At 72.5% G+C, this 24,896-nt stretch carries 22 protein-coding genes; 8 read left to right on the forward strand and 14 right to left on the reverse strand.

Features of this window, described 5'->3' with window-relative positions; genetic code table 11:
* Nucleotides 1–157: 157 nt before the first annotated feature.
* Nucleotides 158–538, reverse strand: coding sequence for an STAS domain-containing protein (locus LN251_RS11835; protein ID WP_458244402.1), 381 nt, complete (start codon nt 536–538; stop codon nt 158–160).
* A 338-nt stretch (nt 539–876) separates the two neighbouring features.
* On the opposite strand from LN251_RS11835, the gene LN251_RS11840 reads away from it, so the two are divergent.
* Nucleotides 877–1,455 (forward strand): sigma-70 family RNA polymerase sigma factor, encoded by a 579-nt coding sequence (locus LN251_RS11840; RefSeq protein ID WP_458244403.1) that lies wholly within the window; start codon nt 877–879, stop codon nt 1,453–1,455.
* Nucleotides 1,452–2,696, forward strand: a complete 1,245-nt coding sequence (locus LN251_RS11845) for a zf-HC2 domain-containing protein (RefSeq protein ID WP_458244404.1) — start codon at nt 1,452–1,454, stop codon at nt 2,694–2,696. Before LN251_RS11840 ends, LN251_RS11845 begins: the two co-directional genes overlap by 4 nt.
* A 283-nt stretch (nt 2,697–2,979) precedes the next feature.
* Here the strand turns inward: LN251_RS11845 and purU are convergent, their stop codons facing one another.
* Together purU and LN251_RS11855 are read right to left on the reverse strand one after the other, a co-directional pair.
* Entirely contained in the window at nt 2,980–3,864 is an 885-nt protein-coding gene (gene purU, locus LN251_RS11850) for a formyltetrahydrofolate deformylase (RefSeq protein ID WP_142152875.1), read from the reverse strand.
* Nucleotides 3,865–3,910: 46 nt separating this feature from the next.
* Nucleotides 3,911–4,411: an SCO4402 family protein gene (locus tag LN251_RS11855; protein WP_142152877.1), complete on the reverse strand. Its 501-nt coding sequence runs from the start codon at nt 4,409–4,411 to the stop codon at nt 3,911–3,913.
* 117 nt (nt 4,412–4,528) lie between these two features.
* On the opposite strand from LN251_RS11855, the gene LN251_RS11860 reads away from it, so the two are divergent.
* Nucleotides 4,529–5,836 carry an ABC transporter substrate-binding protein gene (locus LN251_RS11860; RefSeq protein ID WP_458244405.1) on the forward strand — a complete coding sequence of 436 codons (1,308 nt, stop codon included), beginning with the start codon at nt 4,529–4,531 and terminating at the stop codon, nt 5,834–5,836.
* 25 nt (nt 5,837–5,861) lie between these two features.
* On the opposite strand, the gene LN251_RS11865 is transcribed toward LN251_RS11860, so the two are convergent.
* Complete coding sequence (locus tag LN251_RS11865; protein ID WP_458244406.1) at nt 5,862–7,562, reverse strand: hypothetical protein; 1,701 nt, start codon at nt 7,560–7,562, stop codon at nt 5,862–5,864.
* 189 nt (nt 7,563–7,751) lie between these two features.
* On the reverse strand, nt 7,752–9,137 hold the full coding sequence (locus tag LN251_RS11870) for a transcriptional regulator (protein WP_458244407.1): 1,386 nt from the start codon (nt 9,135–9,137) through the stop codon (nt 7,752–7,754).
* 329 nt (nt 9,138–9,466) lie between these two features.
* Between LN251_RS11870 and LN251_RS11875 the strand changes: the two genes are divergently transcribed.
* The 3 genes from LN251_RS11875 to LN251_RS11885 all read left to right on the forward strand — a co-directional run bounded on the left by LN251_RS11875 (nt 9,467) and on the right by LN251_RS11885 (nt 12,574).
* Complete coding sequence (locus LN251_RS11875; RefSeq protein WP_458244408.1) at nt 9,467–10,129, forward strand: bifunctional DNA primase/polymerase; 663 nt, start codon at nt 9,467–9,469, stop codon at nt 10,127–10,129.
* Between the two features lie 79 nt (nt 10,130–10,208).
* Complete coding sequence (locus LN251_RS11880) at nt 10,209–10,982, forward strand: ABC transporter ATP-binding protein (RefSeq protein WP_458244409.1); 774 nt, start codon at nt 10,209–10,211, stop codon at nt 10,980–10,982.
* A complete protein-coding gene (locus tag LN251_RS11885; protein WP_458244410.1) occupies nt 10,979–12,574 on the forward strand; it encodes a transporter in 1,596 nt (531 codons plus the stop codon). Before LN251_RS11880 ends, LN251_RS11885 begins: the two co-directional genes overlap by 4 nt.
* A gap of 248 nt (nt 12,575–12,822) precedes the next feature.
* Here LN251_RS11885 and LN251_RS11890 read toward each other — a convergent pair whose 3' ends face one another.
* Both LN251_RS11890 and LN251_RS11895 read right to left on the reverse strand, forming a co-directional pair.
* Nucleotides 12,823–13,743, reverse strand: coding sequence for an alpha/beta fold hydrolase (locus LN251_RS11890; RefSeq protein WP_458244411.1), 921 nt, complete (start codon nt 13,741–13,743; stop codon nt 12,823–12,825).
* 572 nt (nt 13,744–14,315) lie between these two features.
* On the reverse strand, nt 14,316–15,008 hold the full coding sequence (locus LN251_RS11895; protein WP_458244412.1) for a metal-dependent transcriptional regulator: 693 nt from the start codon (nt 15,006–15,008) through the stop codon (nt 14,316–14,318).
* A 261-nt stretch (nt 15,009–15,269) separates the two neighbouring features.
* Between LN251_RS11895 and LN251_RS11900 the strand changes: the two genes are divergently transcribed.
* Nucleotides 15,270–16,025 (forward strand): SIS domain-containing protein, encoded by a 756-nt coding sequence (locus LN251_RS11900; RefSeq protein ID WP_458244413.1) that lies wholly within the window; start codon nt 15,270–15,272, stop codon nt 16,023–16,025.
* A 35-nt stretch (nt 16,026–16,060) separates the two neighbouring features.
* Here LN251_RS11900 and LN251_RS11905 read toward each other — a convergent pair whose 3' ends face one another.
* From LN251_RS11905 to LN251_RS11915, 3 genes are all read right to left on the reverse strand, one after another.
* Nucleotides 16,061–17,467, reverse strand: coding sequence for a PAS domain-containing protein (locus LN251_RS11905; protein WP_458244414.1), 1,407 nt, complete (start codon nt 17,465–17,467; stop codon nt 16,061–16,063).
* Between the two features lie 163 nt (nt 17,468–17,630).
* Nucleotides 17,631–18,452 carry a GNAT family N-acetyltransferase gene (locus LN251_RS11910; protein WP_458244415.1) on the reverse strand — a complete coding sequence of 274 codons (822 nt, stop codon included), beginning with the start codon at nt 18,450–18,452 and terminating at the stop codon, nt 17,631–17,633.
* A gap of 334 nt (nt 18,453–18,786) precedes the next feature.
* Complete coding sequence (locus LN251_RS11915; protein WP_058924697.1) at nt 18,787–19,890, reverse strand: citrate synthase 2; 1,104 nt, start codon at nt 19,888–19,890, stop codon at nt 18,787–18,789.
* Between the two features lie 260 nt (nt 19,891–20,150).
* Between LN251_RS11915 and pdxH the strand changes: the two genes are divergently transcribed.
* Nucleotides 20,151–20,819 carry a pyridoxamine 5'-phosphate oxidase gene (gene pdxH / locus LN251_RS11920; RefSeq protein ID WP_458244416.1) on the forward strand — a complete coding sequence of 223 codons (669 nt, stop codon included), beginning with the start codon at nt 20,151–20,153 and terminating at the stop codon, nt 20,817–20,819.
* On the opposite strand, the gene LN251_RS11925 is transcribed toward pdxH, so the two are convergent.
* The 4 genes from LN251_RS11925 to LN251_RS11940 are packed head-to-tail and all read right to left on the reverse strand — an operon-like array spanning nt 20,809 to nt 24,858.
* On the reverse strand, nt 20,809–21,423 hold the full coding sequence (locus tag LN251_RS11925; RefSeq protein WP_458244417.1) for a TetR/AcrR family transcriptional regulator: 615 nt from the start codon (nt 21,421–21,423) through the stop codon (nt 20,809–20,811). The two genes, pdxH and LN251_RS11925, sit on opposite strands and share 11 nt — an antisense overlap.
* Nucleotides 21,411–22,145, reverse strand: coding sequence for an enoyl-CoA hydratase family protein (locus LN251_RS11930; RefSeq protein WP_458244418.1), 735 nt, complete (start codon nt 22,143–22,145; stop codon nt 21,411–21,413). The genes LN251_RS11925 and LN251_RS11930 overlap by 13 nt, the downstream gene beginning before the upstream one ends.
* A complete protein-coding gene (locus LN251_RS11935; protein ID WP_458244419.1) occupies nt 22,142–23,719 on the reverse strand; it encodes a 4-coumarate--CoA ligase family protein in 1,578 nt (525 codons plus the stop codon). Before LN251_RS11935 ends, LN251_RS11930 begins: the two co-directional genes overlap by 4 nt.
* 8 nt (nt 23,720–23,727) lie before the next feature.
* Complete coding sequence (locus tag LN251_RS11940) at nt 23,728–24,858, reverse strand: acyl-CoA dehydrogenase family protein (RefSeq protein WP_458244420.1); 1,131 nt, start codon at nt 24,856–24,858, stop codon at nt 23,728–23,730.
* Nucleotides 24,859–24,896 lie beyond the last annotated feature (38 nt).

Consider the following 24,896-nt stretch of genomic DNA (forward strand, 5'->3'; position numbering starts at 1 on the left):
CTCACGTCACGTCGGGGTGTTCCTGGACGGGAGCGTACGACGCGTCGGCGCCCCGGGGCGCGCGAAAGCGACGCTTGTGCCAAGACCGGGGGAATTCTGGGACAACCGTGTGGCAGAGGGAACGGGCATCCTCTATGGGCGACCTCTGCGGGCGCCGCTACGCCGACAGCGGTCCGGCCTCCTCGGCGACGGCCTCGTCCAGGTCGGCGTACACGTCGAACAGCCGGCGCACGCCGAGCGCGCCGAGCACCCGGTTGACGTGGGAGCCTTCGACCGCGCCCCGCGCGGGGAGGATCAGCCGCAGGCTGCCCTGACAGGAGCGGATCAGCCGGCGGGCGGCTATGAGCACGCCGACACCGCTGGAGTCGCAGAAGAAGACCTCCGAGAGGTCGAGGACGAGACTGTGGCGGCCGTCGGCCACCGCGTCGTGCACCCGCTGACGCAGTGCCGGAGATGTCACCAGGTCCAGCTCGCCCGACACACTGAGCACGGTCCATTCGCCCTGCTCGCCGCCGTTCACATAGAACGCCACCACCATGCCCTTCGTTCGCCGGTCCCCCGCGAAACGGAAGCCATCCTTACGCTTCCTCGCAGCGTGGCTGCCCAGCGGCCTTGCCCTGAAACTCTTCAGGGGAAACGGAAACCGATCGAAAGAGGCTTGTTTTTGTCTACTTCGATCCTGTTCGATCGGATCAGAACAGATCTGGTCGGAGACTGGGGGTGGATGAAGGTCCACTACCACCTGGCGGTTCCATGGGGGCGCGCATTGCCATAAAGGGGCGTGCGCTGTCACAGGTGCCGACTACATTCGAGGAGACGGTGGGCGCAGGCTGGACGAGAGCGCGGGCAGGCCGACGAACAGGGTGGGGGGACCGCATGGCGAAGAAGGACGCACCGCCGCGCTGGGACCGCAAGATGCAGCAGCGGCTGGCACGCGGTGAGGCGGCCGCCCTCGGCGAGCTCTACGACCGCTTCGCCTCGCTCGTGCACGGCCTGGCCCACCGCGTCCTCGGTGACGAGCGGGCCGCGGACCACATCACCCGGGACGTCTTCGCCCACGTCTGGGAGCACCCCGAGACCTACGACCCCAAACAGGGCCCGCTGCGCTCCTGGGTGGCCACGCTGACCCACCGCCTCGCCGTGCAGCGGCTGCGCGCCACCGAGACCGCCGCGCTGGCCCGCGGCGGCGGCTCCACCGAGGAACTGGAGCGCAAGGTCCGCCGCGCCTCGGTCGCCGCCCGCGCCGACTACATCGTCACCTCCATGCCCTCCCCGCTGCGCGCCGCCCTGGAGCTGGCCTACTTCCAGCGCCGCGACTACCGCCAGACCGCCGCCGACCTCGGCGTCACCGAGGACGAGGCCCGCCGTCGCCTCCGCCTCGGCCTGCAGCTGCTGTCCACCGCCCACGACGCCGGCGCCCCCGGCTCACCCCCCGGGTACGGGGGTGCGGCGTGAGCGGCTTCGAGGCGTTCGACGCCCCGCGCGAGCCCGGCCGGCCGCCGCGCATACCCCTGCCCCGGTCCTCCGTCGAGGACGGCGGCCGGCCGCTGCCCGCTCCGCAGGAGCCCGCGTCCGCCCCGCTGGTCCTGGAGCACCACGTGCTGAAGTCCCTGCTCGGGGCGTGGGCCCTGGCCGCCTGCTCGGCGGAGGAGACGGCCGCCGTCGAGGACCACCTGGGCGGCTGCGGCCCCTGCGCGGAGGAGGCGCTGCGGCTGCGCGACGCGGTGGGGCTGCTGCACCCGCCGGAGAGCCTCGACCTGGACCCGGCCCTGCGCACCCGCGTGCTGCAGGGCTGCCTCGACCGGCGCCCGCCTCGGATCCCGGTCCCGGACTGGGCGACCCCGTACGACGCGGAGACGGCCCGGCTCGACGCCCTGCTGCAGGACATCGGCGACGCCGAGTGGCACGCGCCTGTACGGCTGCGCTGGTTCGACGGCGACGGCCCGACCAGCCGCCGAACGACGGTCGCCGGGGTCATCGCCCATCTGCTGTGCGTGGACGGCCTGGTGGCGGTCGCGCTCGGCCTCGACGACCCGCTGGGCGGCAGCCCCGCGGACGGCCCCGGCCCGGCGTTCCGCACCGAGGCGCTCTGGCGCAGCGCCCCCTCACCGCCCACGCGCGCGGTCCGGCGCCCCTGGCGGGAGCAGAGCCACGACCTGGTCCGCACGGTCTCCTTCACGGGCGGCTCCGGCTCGGGGCGACTGGCGGTCTCCTACGGCGACTTCGACCTGCCCCTGCACGACGCGATGCTGGACCGGGCGTTCGAGTGCTGGGTGCACGCGGAGGACATCGCCGACGCGGTCGACTACCCGTACGAGCCGCCCGCTCCCCGGCATCTGCACCGCATGATCGACCTGGCGGCGCGCATGCTTCCCCTCGTGCTGGCGGGGCGGCGCCAGGTGGGGCTCGCCTCCCCTGCCGCCGGGCGGCACCTCGGTGTGGCGGGCGGGCCCGGCCGGAGCCTGCGGCTGGAGATCGAGGGCCTCGGCGGGGGCGAGTGGCTGATCCCGCTGGACTCACCGGCGGCGGAGGCGTCGCCCGAGCACGAGATCGCCCACGTCGCCCTGGACGGCGTGGAGTTCTGCAGGCTGGCCGCGGGCCATGTACCGCCGGAGGAGGCGGCCGCGGGGCAGGTGGGCGACCGCGAGGCGATCAGAGACGTCCTCTTCGCGGCGGCGTCCCTGAGCAGGATGTAGGGGCGGGTTCGGGTCCGTCGTCGAGTGCGTCCGAGTGGGGGCCGTTGGCGCAGTTCCCCGCGCCCCTGAAAGCCTTGCGGTGGGCGGGCTTCGGTATTGCGGGCACTGGCGAGAAGGCCTGCAGTGGGCCTACCTAGGGGCGCGGGGAACTGCGCGCCCAGCCACGAATCACCCGCAGCCGCCCCCGCACCGAACCACCCGAGCTCTCAGGGGCGCGGGGAACTGCGCGCCCAGCCCCCACTCACCCGCGCCCACCCCGAAACCGAGCCCCCCGAGCCCGCCGCTAGGCGAATACCACCGTCCGGCGCCCGTTCAGCAGAATCCTCCGCTCGGCATGCCACTTCACCGCCCGCGCCAGCGCCTGGCACTCCACGTCCCGCCCGATCGCCACCAGCTGGTCCGGCGTGACGTCGTGCCCGACCCGCTCGACCTCCTGCTCGATGATCGGCCCCTCGTCGAGATCCGCGGTCACGTAGTGCGCGGTCGCCCCGATGAGCTTGACCCCCCGGGTGTGCGCCTGGTGATACGGCTTCGCACCCTTGAAGCTCGGCAGGAACGAGTGGTGGATGTTGATGATCCGCCCGCTCAGCTGCTTGCACAGTTCGTCGGAGAGCACCTGCATGTACCGCGCCAGCACGACCAGTTCGACGTCGTTCTCCCGGACGACCTCGAGCAGCCGCGCCTCGGCCTCCGCCTTGGTGTCCTTCGTCACCGGAATGTGGTGGAAGGGAACGTTGTACGAGGCCACCAGCTCGGCGAAGTCCGTGTGGTTGGACACCACGGCCGCGATCTCCACGGGCAGCGCGCCGATACGGGCCCGGAAGAGCAGGTCGTTCAGGCAGTGCCCGAACCTGCTGACCATCAGGACGATCCGCATCTTCTCGTCGGCCCGGTTGATCTGCCAGTCCATGTGGAAGGCGTCACCGATCGCGGCGAAACTGGCGCGCAGCTTGTCCACCGTCACCGGCTCGTCCGCCGAGAAGTGGACGCGCATGAAGAACAGACCCGTGTCGTGGTCGCCGAACTGCTGACTGTCCTCGATGTTGCAGCCGGTCATGAACAGGTAGCTCGACACGGCGTGCACGATGCCCTTCTTGTCCGGGCAGGAGAGAGTGAGGACGTACTGGTCGGCGGGGTTCGCCGCGGCTCGGGTGGACTGCTCGCTCATGCAGGACAGGGTCCCATAAGTGAACTCGGGTCCGAACCGGCGTCCGCTAAGCGGAACGCGTCATGATCCGCAGCACCTCGAGGGTGCGCGGCGGCGCGTCCGGGTCCTCGCCGTCGGACACGGCCATGCGCACGTGGGCGTCCCGCGCCGCCCGTACCGCCTCCGGCCAGCCCTGGTGCTCCAGGTAGGCGGAGACGGGCGCGTCCGGCCCGACCTGGTGCATGATGCGCAGCACCCGCAGCACGGCGGTGTCGACGAGGGCCGCCTCCTGGGAGTCCCTGAAGATCGTGCCGACGTATTTCTCGGCGGACCAGTTGTCCAGCCAGGTGTCCTCGACCAGGCGGTACACGGCGTCGGTGACGTCCCCGTACCCGTCGACGCCGGCCAGCCAGACGTTCTGCTGGAACCCCGGGTCGGAGAGCATGTGCAGCGCGGAGCGCACATTGCTGCGCCAGCGCCACCACGGCATGTCGTTCAGTGGCATACCGCCCATGGTGGAGGAGCGACGACCGCGACGGGAAGAGTTGTCCGAACCTTGCACGGTCACCGATCGTACGTTCTTTCGCACTCGCGCCTCACCTGCCCCCGTAATTCACCTGCACGTCACCGATCAATAACCCTAGGTCACCACAGGGTTGGCGATGTGACGGAAGCGTGTGCGTCCATGACCGGCAGGCGACGCTTCCGCAGCACCTTCCTCCCCACCCGCACCCGGCCCGGCAGAGCTACCGCCCTCGCGGCGGGAGCCCTGGCGGTGTGTGCGTCCCTGGCCACCGGTTGCGGGGTCATCCCCGGTACCGCGGGGGCCGCAGGGGACGACCCGATCACCGTGATGACCTGGGCGCCGCAGGGCACCAGCGCCACCAACAAGCCCGGGATGCCGGCCTTCGCGCAGGCCTACGCCCGGTACGTCAACGCGCACGGCGGCCTGGGCGGCCGCAAGCTCAAGGTCCTGACCTGCAACGACCACAACGACAGCGTGGCCGCCGCCAAGTGCGCCCGCACGGCCGTCAAGCAGAACGTCGTCGCGGTCGTCGGCTCCTACAGCCAGTACGGCGAGTCCTACCTTCCCGACCTGGAAGGCGCCGGCATCCCCTTCATAGGCGGCTACGGCGCCACCACCTCCGAGTTCACCAGCCCGCTGTCCTACCCGGTCAACGGCGGCCAGCCGACGCTGCTCGCGGGCCTCGGCAAGGAACTCGCCGCGAGCTGCGGGCCCGTCGCGCTGATCCGGCCCGACACCATCGCGGGCGACGAGCTTCCCCCCATGCTCGACTCCGGTCTGAAGGCCGGCGGGCATCGGCCCTCGATCGACCAGCGGGCCGCGGACGACACCACCGAGTACGCGGGGCCGGCCGGGAAGGCGCTGACCGCCACCACCGGCGGCGCGGCGAAGAAGGGGTGCGCGATCCCCGCGCTCGGGGACCGCACCAGCACCTTCATGGACTCCTTCCGGCGCGAGCGCGACGAGTATCCGGCGGTACGGACCGCCGCCACGCTCGACAGCGTCGACCAGACGGTGATCAACGAGTCCGGCGGCCCGTCGGGACCGTACGAGGGCTCCTACGTCACCGGCTGGTACCCGGTGTCGAGCGACCCGCGCTGGGCCCCGATGAAGAAGGTGATCAGCGAGCAGGCCTTCGGCGACAACCGGATCGACGCCGGCGACGTCGGCGTGCAGACGACCTGGATCGCCTACACGGTGTTCAAGAAGGTCGTCGACTCGCTGGGCGGCGGCAACGTCACGGCCGACTCCGTGCGCCGCGCCCTCGACGACGGCCTGAAGGTCACCACCGGCGGACTGACGCCGCCCCTGAAGTGGAGCGACCAGGGTCCGGTGGCCACCATCGGCTTCTCCCGGATCGTCAACACGGACGTGACGCTGCAGGTCGTGCGGCAGGGGCAGCTGGTGGCGGCGAAGCAGGGCTTCCTCGACGTGGCGCGGACCCTTCAGGGCGCGGAGGTCGACTGACCGTCCGCGCCGAGCCGGGACCGGCTCAGAGCTGGGTCGGTCCGCGCTGGGTCAGGCCGTAGGACTTCGCGATCGCGTTCCACAGCCGCGAGGCTTTGAGCTTCTGCTGGCTGGCGATGCCGCTCGCGGCGTTGCCGGCCGCGGTCTGTCCGGTGCCGCGGGCCTGGCCCTTGTGGCAGCCCTTCCGTCCACCGACCTGGTCGGCCCAGGCCGCGTAGTGGTTGTCGGCGGACGCGGAGGCCTGCCAGGCCTTGGTGAGGGCGGCGGTCAGGTCGGCGTGGTTCGGAAGCCTGTCGACGGACAGTCCCGACAGCCGGGTGACCAGCTCGCCACGCTGCCTGGCGGCGGCCCGCAGGTCCGAGGCCGCGCCGCCCAGGTTCCGGCACGCCTTGACGTCGGCCACCGCGTTGATCACCGAGGCCCGGCTGTTGCCGCTGTCGGCCAGGAGCTTGTCCAGGGCGGCGGCCTGCTGCTTGGCGGGGTCGGCGGACGGCGAGGCGGAGCCGTCGCCGGCCGGGGCCGTGGCGGAGACCGGCTGGTTCTTGTCCTTGCCGTCGTCGCCGCCACCGCCCATCAGCGCACCCGCGCCGACGCCGAGCACGACGATGCCGATGCCGACGGCCGCGATCAGCGGCACGCGCGACTTGGTACGGCCGCCGCGTCCGCCCCGGCCACCGCCACCGCCACCGCCGTCGTCGTCGTGGTCGCGTCCGGGCGGGAAGTACGAGGACTGGGGGCCGCCGTAGGCGGGCTGCTGCTGCGGCTGCTCGATGCGCGGCAGTTGCTGCGTGGAGCCCGCCGGGGCCTCGCCGCCCGGTGCGCCGCGGAACAGGTTGTCGAACTCGGCGGGCGGCTGACGATGGTCGCCCACCGGCGGGATGAACTGGGTGGCCTGCGCGTCCGGGTCGGCGGCGGGCGGCAGCGGCCCGGCACCGGCCTGGGCCGGGCGGCCGAGGAACTGGGTCGCCTCGCCGGAGGGGTGACCACCGGCCTGCGGCGGCAGCGCGCCGGGCCCCACGGGCGGCAGGAACTGCGTCGCCCCCTCGTCGGCGGGTGCCGCGGGCACGGGCGGCAGATACTGCGTCGCCCCCTCATTGCCGGGCGCACCGCCGGTGACCGGGGGTATGAGCTGGGTGGCGCCCTCGTCGGCGGGGGGCAGCGGGGCACCGAAGGCGGCGGGAGCGTCGTAGCCGGGGGCGCTCGGGTAGGGGTTCGCCGGCGGCAGCGGGGAGCCGGACGTCGGCTGGTGGGCGGCGGGCGCGTAGCCGTCGTGCGCCGAGGCGCCCGGCAGGGGCTGCGCCGCGCCGCCGTAGGACGGGGACGGCGCGCCCTCCTGCGGGAGCGGCTGGGAACCGGCGTTCCACTGGTCCGTGGCCGGCGGCTGGTACGGGCCCGGCGTGCCCCAGGACTGGGCCGGCGGGGTGTCCCAGCCCTGGCCCGCCGCCGGGGGCGCGGACTCCTGCCGGTCGGGGCCCCAGGGCGTGCCCCAGGACTGGCCGCCGGGCGGGGCCGAGGCCGGCGGCTGCCCGGGCTGCTGTCCGGCGTAGGGGTCGCCGTACTGCGCGGTGTGCGATCCGCCCTGAGGGGCCTGCGGCGAGCCGTGCCGCGGGCCGGTCTGGTTGCCCAGCATGCCCGGCAGCAACGGTTCGCCGCCGTCGGAGGGCAGCACGATGCCTTCGCGCGCCTGGCGCTGCGAGGGCTCCTCGCTCTGTCCACTCTGCGTCACCGGGACTCCTACTAATGGGGGACCTTGTGAAACCGTCGGCTCACGCTACCGGGTCCCCGGAGCCGGGTGCGACACAGCTCAGGGCGCAACCTCCTCCCCTGTGACGCCGGTAACAGGGGAGCTTCGCAGGTCGCCGTATATGTCCACCTCCGATCGAATCCGATCGTCAACCAACCGTTTCCCGCCCGTTCACGCCGCCGCCTGGAGGTCCATCCGGGCCCCGAACTCCCTTACCACCGGCTCCTCCCGGTACGGCTCCAGGCGCTGCTGGAAGTCCTCCAGGTACTCGGCACCCCGGTTGGAGCGCACGCTCTCCAGCAACTCCACCGCTTTCAGGCCGGTGTTGCAGGCCTGCTCGATCTCGCGCTGCTGCACCTGCGCGGTGGCCAGCAGCACGTATCCGATGGCCCGCCTGCGTGCCTTCGTCTCCGGCAGTCCGGCCAGCGACTCCTCCGCGCGCCGCGCCGCCGCCTCGGCCTGGCCGAGGTCGCGGTGGCAGTGCGCCAACTCGTCGGCGAGATAGGCTTCGTCGAAGTGCGCGATCCACACCGGGTCGTCCCCGGAGGCGGAGTCGGCCGACTCCAGCGCGCTCACCGCCCGCCCGGACGCCAGCTGGGCCGCCCGCACATCGCCCATCAGGGCGTGCCCGCGCGCCTCCGCCGCGTGGAACATGGCCTCCGCGCGCGGGGTGACGCGCCCGCGCGCCCCCTCCTGCGCCGCCCGCGCCAACTGGGCGATCTCGCGCGGGTTTCCGAGCTGCGCGGCGAGGTGGCTCATGGAGGCGGCCAGCACATAGCCGCCGTAGCCGCGGTCGCCGGCCGCCTGGGCGAGCCGCAGCGCCTGGATGTAGTACCGCTGGGCCAGGCCGGGTTGGCCGGTGTCGACGGCCATGTACCCGGCGAGTTCGGTGAGTCGGGCGACCGCGGCGAACAGGTCGCGCCCCACCGCCTCCCGGTAGGAGCCCGCCAGCAGCCCGGAGACGACGCTGTTGAGGTAGTGCACGACGACCGGGCGCACATGCCCGCTGCCGTACTGGTGGTCGAGGTCCACGAGGGCCTGCGTCATCGCCTGCACGGCGGCCACGTCGGACTGGCCGACCCGCGGCCCCGCCGAGCGCGCCACCTGCGAGTCGGGCGAGGAGATCAGCCAGTCACGGCTGGGCTCGACCAGCGCGGAGGCGGCGACGGACGAGCCGGACAGGAAGTCCCGCCGGCCCACGTCGCTGCGCCACAGCTCGCAGACCTGCTCGATGGCCCCCAGCACCGTCGGCGAGAACTGCAGGCCGACGCCCGAGGCGAGGTTCTTGCCGTTGGCCATGCCGATCTCGTCGATCGTGACCGTGCGGCCCAGCTTGCGGCCCAGCGCCTCGGCGATGATCGCGGGCGCCCGGCCCCGCGGCTGCTGTCCGCGCAGCCAGCGGGCCACGGACGTCTTGTCATAGCGCAGGTCGAGGCCGTGCTCGGCGCCGCACATGTTGACCCGGCGGGCGAGCCCGGCGTTCGAGCACCCCGCTTCCTGGATGAGCGCCTGCAGCCGTTCGTTCGGCTGCCGCGCGACGAGAGGCCTTGCGGCCATTGGCACTACCCCCTGTGGCTGCGGTGCCTGCCCACGCACCGAGTTGGCGTGTCTTCCACGGCCGGAACCCTCGCCGTGGGAGGCGAGAAGATCCGGCCCTGAAGATCGATGCCCCGCCGACATGCGCACAATGCGCGCCATGCGAGGAATTCCGAGGATTGCCGGGGTAAGGGCCTCTTGAAGGGAGGCCGTCCCCGTTCGTGGCTACCCAGCTCACGCCGTGGTTCCTCCCGCGCGCCCCCACACGTGCATCCATGCGCCCCGGACGGGGGATCGATGCCCCTCCCCCGCGCGCGTTACGCCCGTAACTCCAGGTGGGTGCGGGAGTTGTGTTCATCGTGGAAGAGACGATCGCGGGCACCCAAGCCGCTCAGATCCCGCAGCAGCGCGGCGAATCGCTGCTGGAGGCCGCCCTACGCTACGCCGAGGAGCGCCACTGGGACGTCGTCCCCGGCACCTGGCTGGAAGCCGTCGACGGGGTGCAGCGCTGTTCCTGCGGTGACGCGGCGTGCGCCGCCCCGGGCGCGCATCCCGCGCGTGACGACTGGGCGACGCAGGCCACGGGCAGTGCGACCGTCGCGCGCCGGATGTGGCAGAAGCAGCCGACGGCGTCGATCCTGCTGCCGACGGGGCATACGTTCGACGCGATCTCCGTGCCGGAGACGGCCGGGTTCCTGGCGCTGGCCCGCATGGAGCGCATGGAGCTGACGCTGGGACCGGTCACGCTGACGCCGGACCGGCGGATGCACTTCTTCGTGCTGCCGGGCGCCTCGGTGAAGGTGCCGGAGTCGCTGCGCAAGCTCGGCTGGACTCCCTCGTCCCTCGATCTGGCGGTGCTCGGGGAGGGCGCCTACGTGGCCGCGCCGCCCACCCGGTTCGGCTCGCGCGGCGCCGTCCAGTGGGCCTGCCGCCCCACGCCCGCCAACCGCTGGCTGCCGGACGCGGAGGAGCTGACGTCGCCGCTGGCCTACGCGTGCGGGCGGGACAGGTGACGTGCGCCCGCGCGGCGAAGCCGGACCTCGGGTGCGGCCCGCTCCCCTGAGCGACGCCACCTGCCCGTAGGGTTCCTTCATGACCTCAGCCGCCGTACGCGTTCAAGGCCTCTGGAAACGGTTCGGACAGCAGATCGCGGTCGCCGGGATCGATCTCGAACTGCCCGCCGGCAAGTTCATCGGCCTCGTCGGGCCCAACGGGGCCGGGAAGACCACCACCCTCTCCATGGTGACCGGGCTGCTGCGGCCCGATCAGGGCACCGTCGAGGTCGTGGGACACGACGTGTGGCGCGATCCGGTGGCGGTGAAGGCGCGGATCGGGGTGCTGCCGGAGGGACTGCGGCTGTTCGAGCGGCTGTCGGGCCGCGAACTGCTCGTCTACAGCGGCCGGCTGCGGGGACTGCCCGGCGCCGAGGTCGACAAGCGGGCCACGCAACTGCTCGACGTCCTGGATCTGACCGGCGCCCAGCACAAGCTCGTCGTCGACTACTCGACCGGTATGCGCAAGAAGATCGGGCTCGCGGCCGCCCTGCTGCACAACCCCGAAGTGCTCTTCCTGGACGAGCCGTTCGAGGGCGTGGACCCGGTGTCCGCGCAGACCATCCGGGGCGTCCTGGAGCGCTACACCGCCTCCGGCGCCACCGTCGTCTTCTCCTCCCATGTCATGGAGCTCGTCGAGTCCCTGTGCGACTGGGTCGCCGTGATGGCCGCCGGCCGCATCCGCGCCCAGGGCACCCTCGCCGAGGTCCGCGGCGACGCCCCCTCGCTGCAGAAGGCGTTCCTGGAACTCGTCGGCGCGGGCGGCCGCGACACCGGTTCCGATCTCGACTGGCTGGGCGGCGGCGCGCGATGACGGCCGCCGACGTCACCGCCGTCGTCGTACGGCTGAAGCTGTCGCTGCTGCGCAACGGACTGCGGCAGTCGGGCGGCAGGCGGGCCGCCTATGTCGTCTCCGCGGTCTTCGTCCTCCTCTTCGGGGCGCTGCAGCTGCTGGGCCTGGTCGCGCTGCGCGGGCATGCGCACGCCGAGGCGGTGGTCGTCCTGCTGACGGCCGTCCTGGCGCTGGGCTGGGCGGTCATGCCGCTGTTCTTCCCCGGCGGGGACGAGACCCTGGACCCGACCCGCCTGGTGATGCTGCCGCTGCGCCCGCGCCCTCTGGTACGGGCCCTGCTGGCGGCCTCCCTCGTCGGCATCGGCCCGCTGTTCACCCTGCTCCTGCTGACCGGCTCGGTGATCACCGTCGCGCGCGGCGCGGCGGCGTACGCCGTCGGCGTCGTCGCCGTCGTGCTCGCGCTGCTGGTGTGCGTGGCCCTCGCGCGGGCCGTCGCCGCCGCCAACATCCGGCTGCTGACCAGCCGCAAGGGCCGCGATCTGGCGGTGCTCAGCGGGCTCGTCATCGCGATCGGAGCGCAGCTGGTCAACTTCGGTGCGCAGCGGCTGGGTTCGAGCGGACTCAAGCAGCTCGCGCCGGCGGGCGACGTGGTGAAGTGGGTGCCGCCCGCCTCGGCGATCGGCGCGGTGGACTCGGTCAGCTCCGGGTCCTACGGGGCCGCGGCTCTGCAACTGGCGCTCAGCGCGGGAGCGTTGGCCGCGCTCATCGCCGTGTGGGCGCGGCACCTGACCCGGCTGATGACCTCGCCCGACGGCTCGACCCTGCAGGTGTCCGCCGAGCCCGCCGCGCGTGGCCGGGCCGGCTCCGGCCTGTCGCGGCTGCTGCCGGCCGGCCGCACCGGGACGGTCATGGAACGCAGCCTGCGGTATGTGTGGCGCGATCCCAAGACCAAGGCGGCCTGGGTGACGTCGCTGGCCATCGGGCTGATCGTGCCCGTCTTCAACGCCCTGCAGGGCACCGGCTCCGTCTACTTCGCGTGCTTCGCCGCCGGGATGCTCGGCATCCAGATGTACAACCAGTTCGGGCAGGACACCTCCGCGTTCTGGATGGTCGCGCTGACCATTTCCTCCGGCCGGGACGCCTATGTCGAGCTGCGCGGGCGGGCGCTCGCCCTGCTCGTGATCACGCTGCCGTACGCCACCCTCGTCACCGTCCTGACGACCGCGATGCTCGGCGACTGGCCCCGGCTGCCCGAGGTCCTCGGCCTGTCCTTCGCGCTGCTCGGCGCGATGCTGGCCACCGGCGCCTGGACGTCCGCCCGGTTCCCGTACTCCATCCCGCAGGAGGGCTACAAGAACGTGGCCCCCGGCCAGACCGGCCTCGCCTGGATCTCGATCTTCGGCGGCATGGTCTCGGCGGCCCTGCTGTCCGCGCCGGTCATCGCCGCCGCGATCTGGGCGAACGTGGCGCAGGGCGGCGACTCCTGGGGCTGGCTGCTGCTGCCGTTCGGGACCGCGTACGGCGCGGCGATCACCTGGGCGGGCCTGCGTCTGGCGGCCCCGCGCACGGCGGCCCGTCTCCCGGAGATCCTGGCCGCGGTGAGCAAGGGCTAGAGGGCCTGTCGTGTGGATCAGCTCGGCTGCAGCAGAGGGCGCCTCAGGACCGACCCGAGCGGGGTCTGGTGCGTGCGGCTGCAAGGCGGAGGAGGGAGTCGACGCGATGGGGGTCCCTCCGCTCGAGCGAAGCCGAGAGTGGGGGAGTCGGCGAGTGACGACAACGCGGCTGGGGGTGCCCCCTCTGGGGGAGTGCGTGCCAGACCCCGCGACGCCGAGCTGATCCAAACGACAGGCCCTGGCCAGGTCTAGGGGCTGGTGAGCACGGCGTCCAGGAACGGCTCGATCGCCGCCCGCCAGCCCTCCGGCTGGTCGTAGTGCACGAGGTGGCCGGCGTCGGCGACCTCCGCGTACTCCCCGGCGGGCAGCACCCGGACCATCTCCTGGGCCTCGGCCCGGCCCAGCTCGCCGTCGAGCCCCCGCACCACCAGCGCCGGGCACCGCACCTGCGCCAGCTCCTCCCAGTGCGCGTCGTAGACCCAGGTCTCCCGGGACTTGAGCATCTGGTCGGGGTCGAAGACGGGCTTCCAGCCGTCCGGGCCCTCGTGCATCACCTCGGCGTAGAACTCCCCGCGCGCGGGGTTGGGCCGCTCGACCCACGGATCGTCCTCGCCGAACCACTTGCGCACGTCGGCCAGGGTGGCGAAGGGGACGGGCCAGGCCCGGAACCAGTCGGCCCACTCGCGCTGGGAGGTGGCGCCGAGGGCGGAGGCCCGCATGTCGCAGATGATCACGCCCCGCACCAGGTCGGGGCGCTTGGCGGCGAGCTGCCAGGCGGTCAGCGCGCCCATGGCGTGGCCGATGAGGACGGCGGGGGCGAGGCCGAGCTGTTCGAGTGCGGCCTCCGCGTCCTCGACGTACGCCTCCCGGGTGAAGGCGGCCCGTGGGGGCTTGTCGCTCTGGCCGTGACCGCGCTGGTCGAGTGCGACGGCGCGGTGCCGCTCGGAGAGCCAGCGGGCGGTGGAGGCCCAGTGTGAGGCGCGGCCCATCAGGCCGTGCAGTAACAGGACCCCGGGCCCGTGCTCCTGCTGGACCTGTGGGGCGGCCCGGTCCGGCGGGCCGGGTTGTTCCGGTACGAGGGGCGCGGGGTCCGCCTTGGGAGGGTCCCCGAACTCCCACGCCGCGAGGCGTACGCCACCCGCCCCCGTCACGTCGATGCGTCGCGCCATGGTCCTGGCACCCCCCTAGCTCCGCTCGGACCGCTCGCTCCCGCTCGATGAGCCGGCCGGTCCTGTGAACCGTGTCCTGCCGTGCCGTGCAGCTGTACTCGTGCTTGTCCGGTGCGTGTGCCGGTGCTGCTTCCCGCGCGGTGCACTCACTGCTGAAGCGCGGATTCCGCCCGCCCTGTCACCCGCAGACTATCGAATGGGTATTCGAAAATGCCGCGTCTGCCGACAACACCCCTCGTTCGAGTGACCACACTCAGGGAATGATCGCCGCTGCCGAGGGGAGATCTTCAGCGGGAGGCGGACCGCTCGGGGAAACCGGTCCGAGGGGAATGACCCTGAGAGCTCGGGGCTCCGGGTCAGCACAGGGGAGGACAGGCCCCGGCGCCGCGAGGCGCCGGGGCCCTCCACACGTTCGCGGCACATCCTCCGCCCCCTCCGGTCATATGCCTCACGGGCAAGCCTCGCACGCGACCCGTCGAAGCGCTGCGATGCGACGCACTGAATCTCGGATTCCACGGACCGTCAAGACGCCCCCGCCGCCTTCCCGCCCCCGTGGCCGGCCGTCCCGCTCCTCAGCGCTTGGCGACGAAGACGTGGGACGCCACGTCCGCCTCCAGCTCGGCCGCCTCTCCCCCGCTGCCGACCAGCACCCCGCCCGCCGACTCCGTCACGCTCACCACCGAACCGGGCTGCACCCCCGCCCGCCGCAGCGTGTACATCAGCTGCGCGTCCGTCTGGATGGGCTCGCCGATACGGCGCACCACCACCGTCTTGCCGTCGGCACCCGGGTCCAGGTCCGCCAGCGACACCATGCCCTCGTCCAGGAACGGGTCCGCGCCGTCCCTCTCGCCCAGCTCCTCCAGACCCGGGATCGGGTTGCCGTACGGCGACTCGGTCGGGTGCCGCAGCAGCTCCAGCACGCGCCGCTCCACGGCCTCGCTCATGACGTGCTCCCAGCGGCACGCCTCTGCGTGCACCTGCTCCCACTCCAGGCCGATCACGTCGACGAGCAGACACTCGGCGAGCCGGTGCTTGCGCATCACGCGCGTGGCGAGCCGCCGGCCCTCGTCCGTCAGCTCCAGATGCCGGTCGGCGGCTACGGCGACCAGTCCGTCCCGCTCCATCCGCGCCACCGTCTGGCTCACGGTCGGACCGCTCTGGTCCAGCCGCTCGGCGATCCGGGCACGCATGGGGACCACACCTTCCTCCTCCAGCTCGAGGATGGTGCGGAGATACATCTCCGTGGTGTCGATCAGTCCGGACATACGTGCCCCTCGATGAGATCTGCCGGAAGCACGAGCGGCATCCCGGCGCGTGCGCTGGCCCTGGACTCAATTCTGACGCATGGCACCGACAACCGTGCCGCACCGTGGAAACCACCGGGTTACGGGCGGGTACGGGACGACGGCCGGTCCCACCGCATCCTCCCCCCGCGAGGTCGTACGGCCGTATTGACACGGCACTGGTCCAGACCGCACCGTGATCCGCGACACGGACTCCGCACGGTGCGCCCCGAAAGGACCCGCATGAGCGACGGCAGCCTGGCCGACCAGTTCCTCGACGCCGCGATCGACCTCCTCCGGCGCGTACGCGACGAGGAGACGGAGTCCATCACGGCGGCCGGCACCCTGCTCGCCGACACCGTCGCCGCCGGCGGCCGCCTCTTCGCCTTCGGCGCGGGCCACTCCTCCCTGCCCGCCCAGGACGTCGTCTACCGCGCCGGCGGCCTCGCCCTGATGAACCTCCTCGTCGTCCCCGGCGTCGTGGGCGTCGACGTCATGCCGGCCACGCTCGGCTCCGCCCTGGAGCGCGTCGACGGCCTCGCGAGCGCGGTCCTGGACACCTCCCCGCTGCGCGCGGGCGACGCCCTGGTGATCATCTCCCTCTCCGGCCGCAACGCCCTGCCCGTCGAGATGGCCATGAACGCCCGCGCCCTGGGCGTGAAGGTCATCGGCGTCACCTCGGTGGCCTACGCGACGGAGACCCGCTCCCGGCACTCCTCCGGCACCTGTCTGAAGGACCACTGCGACATCGTCCTCGACTCCAAGATCGCCATCGGCGACGCGACCCTCGCCCTGGACACCGTCCCCGCCCCCTTCGCCCCCGCCTCGACCGTCGTCACCAGCGCGATCATGCAGGCGGTGATGGCCACGGCGGCCGGCTCCCTGGCGGACCGCGGCATCGAGCCGCCGCTGCTCAGGTCGGGGAACGTGGACGGCGGCCACGAGTGGAACGGACGGGTCATGAAGGAGTACGGGGACCGGATCTTCTACCGGCAGTAGGGCGCTCGGTCGGCCGGGGGCGGAGAGTCCCCCGGCTACTCCCGGCCCACGACCCCCGCCAGATCCAGCGCGGTCGCGATCCGCACCGCGACGTCCTCCGCGTTTACGGCGTCGCTCCGCTCGAACGAACTCCGGCCGGCCCCGCGCAGAAACGTCACGACCCCCAGCGTCCGCCCCCGGCTGCGCAACACCGCGCACAGCGCGTGCACCGCGTCCGCCGGCCACTGCCGCCCCACGGCCCACTCCCGCGCCTTCTCCGCCGGCACCGACCCCGCAGTGGCCCGCACCGACCCGACCCGCTCCACGCACTGCAACGCCGGATGCCCCTGCCCGTAGCGCACCGGCAGCCCCGCCGCGCCCGTCAGCAGACTCGGCCCCGGAGCGCCGGAGGGCGTCGCGGCGACCCGCACCAGCCGCACCGGCCCCTCCGCCTCCGCGTCGGCCACCGGGCCGCCCGCCACCCGGTCGATCAGCGCGTGATCGGCGAACCCCGCCAGCGCGAAGTCCAGATGGATCGTCGCCGCCTCCCGCGGGTCCTCGCACTCCGCCGCCGCCCGGGCCGCGCGGTGCAGTTGGTTCGCCCGGAACCGCAGCAGCGACGCCTCCTGCTCCCCCTGCTTGCCCTCGGTGACGTCCACGAACAGCCAGCCGACGCCGAGCGGCACCGGCTCCTCGGCCAGCGGCGAGGCGAGGCGCACGAACCCGCACCGCCAGCACCGCCGCTGCTCACCCTCCGGTGTGCGCACGCTCACCCAGATCTCGGCCGGAGCGGGCGGCGCGCCCTCCGCCAGTACATGGGTGAGCGCGCTCTCCAGCTCCTCCACACCCTGCGCCAGCAACTCGCCCAGCGGCCGCCCCAGCGCGGACGTACGGCCGATGCCCAGCGACCGCGCGGCGTGCGCGTTCACCACCGCGGGCCGCAGATCGGCGTCCACCAGCACGACACCCCAGCTCGCGTCCTCGAACAGCGCCTCGCTCAGCGCGATCGACCGCTCCAGGTCGATCTGGGTGTGCACCTCGCTGAAGGCGCAGTACACCCCCGCGGGCTTGCCGTCCGGGCCGCGCACGGCGGCCGACTGCGTCCGTACGAGCACCCGTCCGCCGTCCTTGGTCAGCAGCGCGAACTCGTGCACCTGCCGTCCCGGGGCCTCCATGGCGGACATCAGCCGCCCCTCGACCTCCTCGGCGTCGGCCTCCCGCACGGCCCATCCGGCGAATCCGTGCCGCCCCACCGCCTCCGCGGCGGTCCAGCCGAGGATCCGCTCCGCCTCGCGGTTCCAGTGCGTGACGACACCACCCGCGTCGAAGGCGCACAGGGCCGCGTCCATCCCGTCGAGCAGCGCCGCCAGCAGGTCCGAGCCGTCGGGACCCACGGGACCGTCCCGCTCGGGCTCATCGGGCCCCAGCTCGTCGGTGGTCCCACTATGCCGGGAAGCACTCACCTGGACCCCCTGCCAAGCCGCGTCCGCACGTACGGAACGCCGGTTCGCTCACTCGCAATCATCTAACTGGAACGTGACACAGCACACACCGAGTTCCCACAAGATTGAGGGAATCGTTGCAAGCCGCCTCTGTCTCCAGCATCCGCCCACCGACGGCCGAAGATCAATCCATTGCGAGCCGCAGATCGATCCACAGGTCGCTCCCGCCGTCGAGCACGTACCGCTCGGTCTCCGCGAAACCGCGCTCGCCGGCGAACCGCAGCCCGTCCTCGTTCGCCGCCAGGACACACGTCTCCACGGCCCGCGCGCCCAGCACGCGCGCGTGGGCGAGCCCCCGCTCGTACAGGGCCGTACCGAACCCCCGCCCCCGGTACCCGGGCAGCACACGGGCGATCACCGTCGCCGCCGCGTCCTCGCCCTCCGGCGGCCGCACGGTGGAACACCCGACGAGCACGTCCCCCAGGTACGCGTTCTCCATCCGGTACCGCCCCAGCCGCTCCCGCGCGTCGTCCAGCGACATCGCGGCGGGCGGCACGATCACGTTGTGCACGTGCCGCCACTCCTCCAGCATGTCCACCCCGTGCACGGCCTCGATCCGCAGCCGCGGCCGCCGCGCGTACACCTCGATCTCGATCCGCATCCGGGGGTCGGCCAGCCCACACACCATCATCGTCGCCGCCGGCCGCACCTGGCCGAACGCCCGCCGCAGCACCGGCCAGCAGGGCTCGAAGTCCTCCCGCTCGGGCAGCAGGTACCGCACCCGCACGACGTCCTCGAACCCGCACCCGGCCCGCGCGAGCGCGTCCTGGATGTTCCGCAGACACTGCTCGGCCTGCTCGACGACGTCCTCGGAGATCGTCATGGCCGCGTAGTCGAACCCCGTGGTCCCCGACACATGCACCCACTCCCCGTCGACCACGGCCCGGGCATACCCGATCCGCTCCTCGAAGGAGGAGCCACTGAGAATCGCACGTCGGTTCGTCATGGGCGGAACGCTACCGAGCCGCATCCGTCGAGGGCTGTCGAAAATTGAGCTCTCGGAAAAAGAGGTTGATCCCCGGGCCGGGCGGTTCTTAATGTGTGGGCACACGAGAAGGGAGGTGGTTCGGCGAATGTGTGAATACCGGACGCGTGAGGTGGCTGCGGGCTAGTGGCCCTGCACCACATCTAGTGCGGTGCCGGACCAGCGCGTGAGAGAAGCGTGCAGCCGGCCCAATCCCAAGCAGTCACCCGACCCGCGAGCTCGCCGGTACGTCCGGCCGGCTCCTCCGCCGAGGCGGAGGGACCAGAGCTCGCGGGTCGTCTGCGTGATGTGGGGGTCAGCCGGCGGCGATGCCGTCGTAGCCCTGGACCTCGCGCGGCGAGCGGGCGCCCGGACCGACGTAGCGGGCGGAGGGTCGGACCAGGCGTCCGGTGCGCTTCTGCTCCAGGATGTGCGCCGACCAGCCCGCCGTACGGGCGCAGGTGAACATCGACGTGAACATGTGCGCCGGCACCTCGGCGAAGTCCAGCACGATCGCCGCCCAGAACTCGACGTTCGTCGCCAGCACCCGGTCGGGGCGGCGCGCGTGCAGCTCGGCCAGGGCGGCCTTCTCCAGCGCCTCGGCCACCTCGAAGCGCGGGGCGCCCAGTTCGCGGGCCGTACGGCGCAGGACGCGGGCGCGGGGGTCCTCGGCGCGGTAGACGCGGTGGCCGAAGCCCATCAGGCGCTCGCCCTTGTCGAGGGCCTGCTTGACGTACGCCTCGGCGTCCCCGGTGCGCTCGATCTCCTCGATCATGCCGAGGACGCGGGAGGGGGCGCCGCCGTGCAGCGGGCCGGACATGGCTCCCACGGCGCCCGAGAGGGCGGCGGCCACGTCGGCGCCCGTGGAGGCGATGACCCGGGCGGTGAAGGTGGAGGCGTTCATGCCGTGCTCGGCCGCGGAGGTCCAGTAGGCGTCGACGGCGGCGACGTGCTTGGGGTCGGGCTCGCCGCGCCAGCGGATCATGAAGCGCTCGGTGATGGAGTGGGCCTTGTCGATCTCGCTCTGCGGGACCATGGGGCGGCCCTGGCCGCGGGCGGACTGGGCGACGTAGGACAGGGCCATGACGGCCGCCCGGGCGAGGTCCTCGCGGGCCTGTTCGGCGTCGATGTCGAGCAGCGGTTTCAGGCCCCACACCGGCGCGAGCATGGCGAGGGCCGACTGGACGTCCACCCGGATGTCGCCGGAGTGCACGGGGATGGGGAAGGGCTCGGCGGGCGGCAGGCCGGGGTTGAAGGCGCCGTCGACGAGCAGCCCCCAGACGTTGCCGAAGGAGACGTGACCGACCAGGTCCTCGATGTCGACGCCCCGGTAGCGGAGGGCGCCGCCCTCCTTGTCCGGTTCGGCGATCTCCGTCTCGAACGCGACGACTCCCTCGAGTCCGGGTACGAAGTCGGACATCAGGCGGCTCCTCGTGGTGGGTACGGGCAGTGGTACGGGCGGCTCGGCCACTGGATCCCCGGTCGGTCGTGCGACTCGTGGTCCTGGTGGCCACCCTGGTGATGCCCCGTGCGGCGGGTCGCTCAACCGGAACGACACCAGCACGATATCCCCCAGTGCCATATTTGGGGAGTCTTCGTGGCACTCAGTGCCATGTACCGGCTCTCCGGGATGCCGGACGCCGTGCCGGACGGCACACGTGCGTACGGCAAGATGACCGCGTGACCGATCGACACGCCGTCCCTCTCGATCCCGCCGCCATGCGCAAGCAGTACCGGGCCGAAGGGCTCGCCGAGTCCGATCTGGCCGCGACCCCGGTGGCACAGTTCGCGCACTGGTTCGCGCAGGCCGCGACCGAGGCCCATCTGTTCGAGCCGAACGCCATGGTGGTCTCCACGGCCGACGCGCAGGGCCGGCCGAGTTCCCGCACGGTGCTGCTGAAGGGCTTCGACGAGCAGGGTTTCGTCTTCTACACCAACTACGGCTCCCGCAAGGCCCGGGATCTCGCGGAGAACCCGTACGTCTCGCTGCTGTTCCCCTGGCATCCGATGGCCCGCCAGGTGATCGTCGGCGGCATCGCCCGCCGTACGGGCCGCGACGAGACGGCGGCGTACTTCCGCACCCGCCCGCACGGCTCGCAGCTCGGTGCCTGGGCCAGCGCCCAGTCCAGCGTCGTCGCCTCACGGACGGAGCTGGACGCCTCGTACGCGGAGCTTCAGGCCCGCTACCCGGAGGGCGAGCAGGTGCCGGTGCCGCCGCACTGGGGCGGCTTCCGGGTGGCGCCGCAGACGGTGGAGTTCTGGCAGGGCCGGGAGAACCGGCTGCACGACCGGCTGCGGTACGTGGCGCAGGCGGACGGCAGCTGGCGGGTGGAGCGGCTCAGTCCGTGAGGACGTGGTCGAGGATGCTCGACCACTGGGCGATCACCCGGTCGCGCCGGCCGGTGTCGTCGGTGAGCAGGTTGGCCAGGCCGAGGCCGCGGGCCATGTCGAGCAGGCCCTGCACGGTCTCGCGCACGCCGGGGCGGGACTCGTCGGCGCCCAGCAGTTCCACCGCGATGCGGTGGGTCTCGCGGCCGACCCGCGCCTCCAGTTCGGTGACGCGGGGGCGCAGCGGTTCCTCGTTGGAGGCGGCCACCCACAGGTGCAGGGCGGCGCGGAAGAGCGGGCCGGTGTAGAGGTCGACGAGGGCGGCGACGACGGCCCGCCGGTCGTCGCCCGCTCCGTCGGGGAAGAGGGCGCGAATGGCCGTGGAGCGTTCCTCGGCGACGTATTCGACGGCCGCGGTGAACAGGTCCTCCCGGGTCGGGAAGTGGTGCTGGGCGGCGCCGCGGGAGACGCCGGCGCGTTCGGCGACGACGGAGACCGTGGAGCCGGCCCAGCCGTGTTCGGCGAGGCAGGCGACGGCGGCCTCCAGCAGCCGCTGCCGGGTGGCCCGGCTGCGGTCCTGCTTGGGGGCGCGCTCGCCGCGGTCGGCTGTGGTCACAGCACCCATGTGGGATCCCGTCGTTCCAGGAAGGCCGTCATTCCCTCGCGGGCCTGCGGGGAGGCGAACAGCCGGGCCGAGAGCGAGGTGAGGTGGTCCGCGTCCCGGTCGAAGGCTTCCAGCACCTTAGCCGTGAGCAGTGCCTTCGTCTCGGCCAGGCCCTGGGGTGCGGCTCGGCGCAGGCCGTCGAGGACGGGCGCGAGTACGGCGTCGACGTCGTCGCCGGCCGCGGTGAGGAGGCCGATGCGGGCGGCCTCGGCGGCGTCGAGGCGTTCTCCGGTGAGGTAGTAGCGGGCGAGGGCGCGGGGGTCGGTGCGGGGCAGCAGGGGCAGCGAGATGACGGCGGGGGCCACGCCGATGCGTACTTCGGTGAAGGCGAAGGTGGCCTCGGCGGAGGCGAGCGCGATGTCGCATGCCGCGAGCAGGCCCAGGCCGCCGGCGCGGACGTGCCCGGTGACCCGGGCCACGACCGGTCGGGGCAGTTCGACGATCTGCCGGAGCAGTCCGACGAGCGCGTCGGGGTGCGGCGGGTCGCGCAGGTCGGCGCCGGCGCAGAAGGTGTTGCCGGTGTGGGTGAGGACGATCGCGCGGACGTCGGTGTCCTTGGCGCAGTCGGTGAGCGCGTCGGCGAGTTCGCCGACCAGGGCGGCGGACAGGGCGTTGCGGTTGGCCGGGGAGTCGAGGCTGAGGGTCTCCACTCCGCGTGCGCGGGTGCGTCCGATCAAGGTCATGTGTGCTCCTTCGGTGCCCGCAGTTCGCGGCGGAGGATCTTGCCGGAGGCGGCCCGGGGGACGGCGTCGATGAAGGTGACCTGGCGGACGCGTTTGTAGGGGGCGACGCGTTCGGCGACGTACATCATGACCTCGCCTTCGCTGAGGTCGGGTGCGGTGGGCTGGCGGACGACGTAGGCGTGCGGGACCTCGTTGTGCTCGTCGTTGTAGGCGCCGATGATGGCCGCGTCCGCGATGCCCGGGTGGGTCAGCAGGAGCGCCTCGAGTTCGGCGGGGGCGACCTGGAAGCCCTTGTACTTGATGAGTTCCTTGACGCGGTCGACGACGAACAGCCAGCCGTCGGCGTCGACGTGGCCGACGTCGCCGGTGTGCAGCCAGCCGTCGGGGTCGATCATGGCGGCGGTGGCGTCGGGCCGGCCGAGGTAGCCCTTCATGACCTGGGGGCCGCGGATGAGGATCTCGCCGGGCTCGCCGACGCCGAGGTCCTTGTCGGGGTCGTCGAGGGAGACGATGCGCATCTCGGTGCCGGCGATGAGCTTGCCGACGGTGCCGGGCGGGGCGTCGCGCATGGCGTCGAGCGGGACCACGTGGGTGCCGGGCGAGAGTTCCGTCATGCCGTAGGCCTGGCCGACGGGCGGCAGGCCCAGGCGCCGGGAGCAGGCCTCGGCGAGACTCGCGTCGAGGGGGGCCGCCGCGCTGGTGATGTGGGTGAGGGACGACAGGTCGTACTGCTCGACCAGGGGGTGCTTGGCGAGGGCCAGGACGATGGGCGGGGCGACGTACAGGCCGGTGATGCGGTGGTTCTGGATGGCCGCGAGGAAGGTGTCGAGTTCGAAGCGGGCCAGCACGACGATGGTGGCGCCGAGCCGGAGGGGGGCGTTCATCAGGGCGGTGAGGCCGTAGATGTGGAAGAAGGGCAGGACGGCGAGGATGCGGTCGCCGGGGCCGGCCGGCATGGCGGATTCCAGCTGGGCGAGGTTGGTGGCGATCTGCCGGTGGGTGAGCATCACCCCTTTGGGGATGCCGGTGGTGCCCGAGGAGTACGGCAGGGCGGCGATGTCCTCGGCGGGGTCGATGTCGACGACCGGTTCGGGGGCGGTGGAGCCCAGCATGTCGATGAGGGAGCGGTGTCCGGGGGCGCTGTCGCAGACGAGGATCTCCTCGACGCCGCCGGCGAGTTCGGCGGCCCGTCGGGCGGTGTCCAGCAGCGGGGAGACGGTGACGATCCAGCGGGCGGCGGAGTCCTTGAGCTGCTTGGCGAACTCCTCCGCGGTGGCGAGGGGGTGCACGGTGGTGACGGCGGCGCCCGCGCGGGTGGCGGCGTAGAAGGCGGTGGGGAAGGCGATGGTGTTGGGGCTGTGCAGGGCCAGTACGTCGCCCTTGCGCACGCCGATCTCGCTGAGCGCGGCCGCGATGCGCCGGTGGAAGCGGTCGAGCTGGTCGTAGCTGAGGGTGGTGCCGTCGGTGCCGTCGATGAGGGCGGGGGCGTCGCCGTACTCGGCGGCCCGGCCCAGGACCGCGTCGTGGATGGGGAGGTCGACTGCGGCTACATCTGCGTACTCGCTCCGGAACACGGTTCCTCCTAGTACGACTTGGGCAGGCCCAGGGTCTGGTGGGAGACGTAGTTGAGAATCATCTCCCTGCTCACCGGAGCAATACGAGCCACGCGTGCCGCCGTTATCAACCGGGCGAGCCCGAACTCGCGGGTGAGGCCGTTGCCGCCGAGGGTGTGCACGGCCTGGTCGACGGCCTTCACGCACGCCTCGCCGGCCGCGTACTTGGCCATGTTCGCCGCTTCGCCCGCGCCGACGTCGTCGCCGGCGTCGTAGAGGGCGGCGGCCTTCTGCATCATCAGGCGGACGAGTTCGAGTTCGATGTGGGCCTGGGCGAGGGGGTGGGCGATGGCCTGGTGGGCGCCGATCGGGGTCTTCCACACGGTGCGTTCACGGGCGTAGGTGACGGCTTGGGCGAGTGCGTAGCGACCCATGCCGACGGCGAAGGCGGCCGTCATGATGCGTTCGGGGTTGAGGCCGGCGAAGAGCTGGAGGAGTCCGGCGTCCTCGTCGCCGACGAGCGCGTCCGCGGGGAGGCGTACGTCGTCGAGGGTGAGCTCGAACTGCCATTCCGCGGCGTTCAGTTCCATGTCGATGCGGCGGCGCTGGAAGCCCTCGGTGTCGCGCGGCACGATGAACAGGCAGGGCTTGAGGGTGCCGGTGCGGGCGTCCTCGGTGCGGCCCACGATGAGGGTGGCGTCGGCGATGTCGACGCCGGAGATGAAGACCTTGCGGCCGGTGAGGAGCCAGTCGGTGCCGTCACGGCGGGCGGTGGTGGTGATGCGGTGGCTGTTGGAGCCGGCGTCCGGTTCGGTGATGCCGAAGGCCATGGTGCGGGTGCCGTCGGCGAGGCCGGGGAGCCACTCCCGTTTCTGGGCGTCCGTGCCGAAGCGGGAGATCACCGTGCCGCAGATGGCCGGGGAGACGACCATCATGAGCAGGGGGCAGCCGGCGGCGCCCAACTCCTCCAGGACGATGGAGAGTTCGGAGATGCCGCCGCCTCCGCCGCCGTACTCCTCCGGGAGGTTGACGCCGAGGTAGCCGAGCTTGGCCGCTTCGGCCCAGAGGGCTTCGCGGTCGTAGTCGCGGCCGTGGCGTTTGCCGAGGGCGGCGACGGCGGAGCGGAGGGCTTTGTGCTCCGCGGTTTCGATCGTGGACATGTGACTCCTTCGTCATGGCTGGTCGCGCTCGCGCGGCG

Source organism: Streptomyces sp. MAI_2237, assembly GCF_054189285.1.

What these genes read in the sequence shown, in the direction of transcription:
- LN251_RS11880 (WP_458244409.1), top strand. Translation starts at nt 10,209, where the DNA reads ATGACCTCAGCCGCCGTACGCGTTCAAGGCCTCTGGAAACGGTTCGGA.
- LN251_RS11900 (WP_458244413.1), top strand. Translation starts at nt 15,270, where the DNA reads ATGAGCGACGGCAGCCTGGCCGACCAGTTCCTCGACGCCGCGATCGAC.
- LN251_RS11885 (WP_458244410.1), top strand. Translation starts at nt 10,979, where the DNA reads ATGACGGCCGCCGACGTCACCGCCGTCGTCGTACGGCTGAAGCTGTCG.
- LN251_RS11925 (WP_458244417.1), bottom strand. Translation starts at nt 21,423, where the DNA reads ATGGGTGCTGTGACCACAGCCGACCGCGGCGAGCGCGCCCCCAAGCAG.
- LN251_RS11910 (WP_458244415.1), bottom strand. Translation starts at nt 18,452, where the DNA reads ATGACGAACCGACGTGCGATTCTCAGTGGCTCCTCCTTCGAGGAGCGG.
- LN251_RS11860 (WP_458244405.1), top strand. Translation starts at nt 4,529, where the DNA reads ATGACCGGCAGGCGACGCTTCCGCAGCACCTTCCTCCCCACCCGCACC.
- LN251_RS11890 (WP_458244411.1), bottom strand. Translation starts at nt 13,743, where the DNA reads ATGGCGCGACGCATCGACGTGACGGGGGCGGGTGGCGTACGCCTCGCG.
- LN251_RS11840 (WP_458244403.1), top strand. Translation starts at nt 877, where the DNA reads ATGGCGAAGAAGGACGCACCGCCGCGCTGGGACCGCAAGATGCAGCAG.
- LN251_RS11915 (WP_058924697.1), bottom strand. Translation starts at nt 19,890, where the DNA reads ATGTCCGACTTCGTACCCGGACTCGAGGGAGTCGTCGCGTTCGAGACG.
- LN251_RS11940 (WP_458244420.1), bottom strand. Translation starts at nt 24,858, where the DNA reads ATGTCCACGATCGAAACCGCGGAGCACAAAGCCCTCCGCTCCGCCGTC.
- LN251_RS11835 (WP_458244402.1), bottom strand. Translation starts at nt 538, where the DNA reads ATGGTGGTGGCGTTCTATGTGAACGGCGGCGAGCAGGGCGAATGGACC.
- LN251_RS11895 (WP_458244412.1), bottom strand. Translation starts at nt 15,008, where the DNA reads ATGTCCGGACTGATCGACACCACGGAGATGTATCTCCGCACCATCCTC.
- LN251_RS11930 (WP_458244418.1), bottom strand. Translation starts at nt 22,145, where the DNA reads ATGACCTTGATCGGACGCACCCGCGCACGCGGAGTGGAGACCCTCAGC.
- LN251_RS11870 (WP_458244407.1), bottom strand. Translation starts at nt 9,137, where the DNA reads ATGGCCGCAAGGCCTCTCGTCGCGCGGCAGCCGAACGAACGGCTGCAG.
- purU (WP_142152875.1), bottom strand. Translation starts at nt 3,864, where the DNA reads ATGAGCGAGCAGTCCACCCGAGCCGCGGCGAACCCCGCCGACCAGTAC.